This window comes from Pseudanabaena sp. lw0831 (assembly GCF_016584665.1).
GTDB lineage: Bacteria > Cyanobacteriota > Cyanobacteriia > Pseudanabaenales > Pseudanabaenaceae > Pseudanabaena.
Genome location: NZ_BBJB01000081.1, coordinates 73,396 through 79,395, shown reverse-complemented (window position 1 = coordinate 79,395; position 6,000 = coordinate 73,396). Strand labels below are relative to the sequence as shown.

The 6,000-nt window shown below is 42.3% G+C and carries 1 protein-coding gene, 1 pseudogene and 1 CRISPR repeat array (1 of these 3 only partly in view); the gene and the pseudogene both read left to right on the top strand.

Annotated features, from left to right (window positions below; all coding sequences use genetic code 11):
* Positions 1–83 precede the first annotated feature (83 nt).
* On the top strand, positions 84–1,709 hold the full coding sequence (locus tag APA_RS17480; protein WP_201323535.1) for a peptide chain release factor 3: 1,626 nt from the start codon (positions 84–86) through the stop codon (positions 1,707–1,709).
* 21 nt (positions 1,710–1,730) lie between these two features.
* Positions 1,731–2,366, top strand: a pseudogene (locus tag APA_RS25840) (Coq4 family protein); the annotation flags it as partial.
* A 16-nt stretch (positions 2,367–2,382) separates the two neighbouring features.
* Positions 2,383–6,000: direct repeats of the CRISPR family, unit length 37 nt; unit sequence GTTTCAATCCCTAAAAGGGTTTCAGAGGCTTTGAATC; it runs 412 nt beyond the window's last position.

The window sequence follows — 6,000 nt, the reverse complement described above, 5'->3', positions numbered from 1 at the left end:
TTCGCGCCGCAACTCTTTATTGGGTTTATGTCCTGACTTGAGTCGCTATTGCTATAAATTTAAAAAAGTTAGTTAAAATTTCCATGAGTCAACTGTGGCAAGAGTTAGAGCGCGAAGTCGAACGGCGACGCACCTTTGCAATCATTTCCCACCCCGATGCGGGGAAAACAACATTAACCGAAAAACTATTGCTATACGGCGGTGCGATTCATCTTGCGGGGGCGGTTAAGGCTAGAGCCGCGCAACGCCATGCCACCTCTGACTGGATGGAATTAGAAAAACAACGCGGAATTTCGATTACTTCGACGGTGTTGCAATTTGACTATATGGGTTACTGCATTAATTTGCTGGATACCCCAGGACACAAAGATTTTAGTGAAGATACCTATCGCACCCTTGCTGCTGCTGATAATGCGGTGATGTTGGTTGATGGGGCAAAGGGGCTAGAGCCACAAACCCGCAAATTGTTTGAAGTTTGTCGGTTGCGATCGCTACCCATTTTTACGTTCATTAACAAAATGGATCGCCCTACCCGTGAGCCATTAGAACTATTAGATGAAATCGAAAAAGAATTGGGGATCACTCCCTATGTGATGAATTGGGCGATCGGTACGGGCGATCAATTTAAAGGTGTGTACGATCGCGCTAGCAAAACGGTGCATTTGTTTAAGCGCAGTTCTCATGGTCAGCGAGAAGCTGAGGTAAACATCTATCCCTTTGACGATCCACAAGCAATTAAATTTATTGGTCAGAATCTTTATAATCAGCTTTTAGAAGATTTGGAAGTTATTGATGCTGCTGGCGCAGAATGGAATACTCAGGATTTGCATCGTGGTAGGCTCACGCCGATTTTCTTTGGTAGCGCGATGACCAATTTTGGTGTGGAGCTATTCTTAAAATCTTTCCTTGAATGTGGATTGACTCCGACGGTTCACGACAGCTCTAGTGGTGAGGTGTCGCCTACTGATGAGGATTTCTCGGCGTTTGTATTCAAGCTGCAAGCAAATATGGACCCTCGACATCGCGATCGCATTGCCTTTGTGCGTGTATGTTCGGGTAAGTTCGAGAAGGACATGAGTGTGACCCATTTACGCAGCGGTAAAAGCATTCGCTTATCCCATGCTCAAAAGCTATTTGGTCAAGATCGTGAGGCGATCGATGTGGCTTATGCTGGCGATGTGATTGGGTTGAATAATCCTGGTATGTTTGCGATCGGGGACACGATTTATATTGGTAAAAAACGCCAATATGCGGGGATTCCCTGCTTCTCGCCTGAGCTATTTTGCACTCTCCGCAATCCCAATCCTTCTAAGTTCAAACAGTTCCGTAAAGGTATTTCTGAATTACAAGAAGAAGGGGCTATTCAAATTATGTATTCTGTTGATGAGGCTAAGCGCGATCCGATTCTTGCGGCTGTGGGACAGTTGCAATTTGAGGTGGCTCAATATCGCCTCCAAAGTGAATATAGTGTGGAAACGATGCTGGAGTCTATGCCCTATTCGGTGGCGCGATGGGTTGAGGATGGTTGGGATGCTTTAGAAGCTGTTGGCAGGTTGTTTAACACGATGGTGGTTAAAGATAGCTGGAATCGTCCTGTTCTGCTATTTAAGAACCAATGGAATTTAAATCAAGTGGAGGCTGACCATCCTAAGTTAAAGCTAAAGGCGATCGCGCCAATTGCGGAGCTGACTAAATCTAACGTTAACTGATTCTCAAATTTGTAATTGATTATGACTGAATCGCTAGAAGTAAAGCAACAGAGAGAAGAAACGCTGCTATCGGCATTTCTGGAGATGGTAAGATCGCCTGATGGGGATTTTGGTGTAATCGATCGCCTTGCTCAAGCATCTAGCGATCTAGAAAGTTTACAACTCATCATCAATTTTCTCTCTAATGAGCCTCAAGGCAAAGCTGCTTTTGCCAACTATCCTCGTCTCGGAGAAGTTGATTTAGAATTGCTTGCTCTTTTGCCAATTCATACGCTGGGCTATGCTTATGCTAACCATATGTTGCAAAATGGGCTGAAGCCGTTACAAATCAAACCCAGCAGCAATGATTATGAGTTTTTGGGTGCTCATATTACGGAAACTCATGATATTTGGCATGTTGTGACGGGATTTAATACCAATATTATTGGTGAGATTCAGCTAGAAGCTTTCTATGTTTCACAACTTCAGGCGAGTAGATTTTGGCTGGCTTTAATTGCAAAGAACCTCCTCAAAAGTGCAGTCTATGATATTGAGCGTTCTGCTGAATATATGGATGCGATCGCCGAAGGATGGATGATGGCAAAACATGCTAAGCCTCTATTTGGTATAGATTGGAAGTCTCTATGGTCAACGCCTCTAGATGAGGTTCGTGATGTTTTAAATCTTAGGAGCAGTTTCAATCCCTAAAAGGGTTTCAGAAGCTTTGAATCTCTAAGGTGCTTGAAATTAGCTCTAGGTATGTTTCGTTTCAATCCCTAAAAGGGTTTCAGAGGCTTTGAATCCCATGAGACTTAATCAAGCTCAAAGAACGCTCAAGGTTTCAATCCCTAAAAGGGTTTCAGAGGCTTTGAATCGCTTTTAGGTTCAATTTTTGCAATCATTTTTTACCGTTTCAATCCCTAAAAGGGTTTCAGAGGCTTTGAATCTCCTACTCAACAAGGAAAATCCAGAAATCGAAAACCGTTTTAATCCCTAAAAGGGCTTCAGAGGCTTTGAAGCCACGAGCCGCAAAGCTAGATAAAATCTACAATTTTCTGTTTCAATCCCTAAAAGGGCTTCAGAGGCTTTGAAGCTGGTGATACCTTGTAAACCCTCTGTAGGTACTGAGTTCTGAGTTTCAATCCCTAAAAGGGCTTCAGAGACTTTGAAGCTTTCATATGATTACTTTAGATCCTGATAACAGATTTGTTTCAATCCCTAAAAGGGCTTCAGAGGCTTTGAAGCTAGATCGGGACTATTGGAAGCGGCAATATTTGGATCTGCAAAGTTTCAATCCCTAAAAGGGCTTCAGAGGCTTTGAAGCGACTATCCAAGCATCGTAAACGGTATCAAAAATATGTTTCAATCCCTAAAAGGGCTTCAGAGGCTTTGAAGCTGTAGTAGAGCAAATTAGAAAAGTAATGCTATTTGTTTCAATCCCTAAAAGGGCTTCAGAGGCTTTGAAGCGCGCTATATCGATCGCCTCTTCAATTCTCTACTAGGTTTCAATCCCTAAAAGGGCTTCAGAGGCTTTGAAGCTTGGACGAGTATCGAAAGCTAACTGAAGAAGGACAATTGTTTCAATCCCTAAAAGGGCTTCAGAGGCTTTGAAGCAGGTTCAGGCAACAACCTCTAGCTTGGCATTTTTCGTTTCAATCCCTAAAAGGGCTTCAGAGGCTTTGAAGCAGTTAAGCGCGTGATCGTACTCAAGCCAGACCATGTTTCAATCCCTAAAAGGGCTTCAGAGGCTTTGAAGCGTGAGTAGGGTTGAAAAGCTTGAAAGAGAGGTTGAGTTTCAATCCCTAAAAGGGCTTCAGAGGCTTTGAAGCATGATTTAGCCTTACAGCCTTATACAGACTTTTGGGTTTCAATCCCTAAAAGGGCTTCAGAGGCTTTGAAGCTATGATTAAATTAAAGTTATTAGGTTAAAAGCTAAGTTTCAATCCCTAAAAGGGTTTCAGAGGCTTTGAATCTGTAGCAATTTTCTTCCGCCGCCGCAGCGTGGTAAGTTTCAATCCCTAAAAGGGTTTCAGAGGCTTTGAATCTATTAAAGATTTACCATTTGATGTAATTTTGATTGTTTCAATCCCTAAAAGGGTTTCAGAGGCTTTGAATCTTGTCCTATCAACCCTCCCATTAGCTCCTTATAGTTTCAATCCCTAAAAGGGTTTCAGAGGCTTTGAATCGAAATAATGTTAACGCTATCCAATAGATCGCGTTGTTTCAATCCCTAAAAGGGTTTCAGAGGCTTTGAATCTTGAGGCTCCTAACGCTCCAAGCGGTGATACTGCGTTTCAATCCCTAAAAGGGTTTCAGAGGCTTTGAATCTCGTGAAAACAGCTACGCTTGCTATCCTAAGCAAGTTTCAATCCCTAAAAGGGTTTCAGAGGCTTTGAATCATAGTTTCTATCTTGGTAGGTGGGATTGGTATAATGTTTCAATCCCTAAAAGGGTTTCAGAGGCTTTGAATCTTCTTTGACATAGAGGGGCGCAAGGCGGTGTCTTTGTTTCAATCCCTAAAAGGGTTTCAGAGGCTTTGAATCCACCGTTCAGATATTGAAGAACAATTAGAACTTTGTTTCAATCCCTAAAAGGGTTTCAGAGGCTTTGAATCTTACTTTCAAGATGTCGAACGCGATCGCTTTCAGTGTTTCAATCCCTAAAAGGGTTTCAGAGGCTTTGAATCTTTAAATTGTAGCTCTAGTAAATCAGTGATAATTTTACGTTTCAATCCCTAAAAGGGTTTCAGAGGCTTTGAATCGTACCAAACTGCACGGCGTTCGCGATTAAAGTCGGTGTTTCAATCCCTAAAAGGGTTTCAGAGGCTTTGAATCTACGATCGCGCCGCCGTCCTCAAAGACTCTTCTTAGGAAGTTTCAATCCCTAAAAGGGTTTCAGAGGCTTTGAATCAATTTGAGCCTGCTTGGGATCTGTCCCAATCACACCGTTTCAATCCCTAAAAGGGTTTCAGAGGCTTTGAATCTTCTCAAAGTTTTTATTTACAATTCCACTAGCATCAGCGTTTCAATCCCTAAAAGGGTTTCAGAGGCTTTGAATCGAATGGCATTGCCAAAGTCAGCATAAAGGCAATGGGTTTCAATCCCTAAAAGGGTTTCAGAGGCTTTGAATCTTATACGGTGCTGCAAACTTTGCTAGAGCGGTGGGGTTTCAATCCCTAAAAGGGTTTCAGAGGCTTTGAATCAGGATGTGGCAAGTCTCAGGGTGCGATAGATCAATGCTGTTTCAATCCCTAAAAGGGTTTCAGAGGCTTTGAATCTACTCGCAAGGCTTCCATACAAAGAGTAACGCTTGTTTCAATCCCTAAAAGGGTTTCAGAGGCTTTGAATCACTAGCCGCGCTTGGCAATCCTGAAGATGTAATCGCTAAGATTGTTTCAATCCCTAAAAGGGTTTCAGAGGCTTTGAATCTGTTGAAAGCTTGGATGCGATTACCAAGGTATTTCGGTTTCAATCCCTAAAAGGGTTTCAGAGGCTTTGAATCGGGTGGTGGGTAGGGTGAATTTCAGCATAGTGGCGTTTCAATCCCTAAAAGGGTTTCAGAGGCTTTGAATCATTAGAAAATATTCCCTTTGTCGATATCGCTGGTGTTTCAATCCCTAAAAGGGTTTCAGAGGCTTTGAATCTACTATTGCTGACCGTCGAGCGCGTGGCACTTACGTTTCAATCCCTAAAAGGGTTTCAGAGGCTTTGAATCCCATGATACCCTAAAATCAATATTGCTTTGAAAAGTTTCAATCCCTAAAAGGGTTTCAGAGGCTTTGAATCCAATACGAATATTGTATTAAGGATAGAAGGGAGTGTTTCAATCCCTAAAAGGGTTTCAGAGGCTTTGAATCAAAAAACAAGAGCGCATCATGCAGAACATGGAGAGTTTCAATCCCTAAAAGGGTTTCAGAGGCTTTGAATCAGCAGTGATTGAGCCTAGTAAAAGAGCTGATACTCCTGTTTCAATCCCTAAAAGGGTTTCAGAGGCTTTGAATCCTCACGGCTAGCGCACCAATTGCAAGCTTTAAACTTTTGGTTTCAATCCCTAAAAGGGTTTCAGAGGCTTTGAATCTTCTGGACAATGTTCTTAATACTTTTGGGTTTACTTTTAGGTTTCAATCCCTAAAAGGGTTTCAGAGGCTTTGAATCTTGAGATGTTTTCTATATTAGTTTCTAAACCAGTGTTTCAATCCCTAAAAGGGTTTCAGAGGCTTTGAATCGCGAGTTATGCAAAGGAGGCGGCACAATCGGCGCGTTTCAATCCCTAAAAGGGTTTCAGAGGCTTTGAATCCTTCTATAATTTTTTT

What these genes read in the sequence shown, in the direction of transcription:
- APA_RS17480 (WP_201323535.1), top strand. Translation starts at nt 84, where the DNA reads ATGAGTCAACTGTGGCAAGAGTTAGAGCGCGAAGTCGAACGGCGACGC.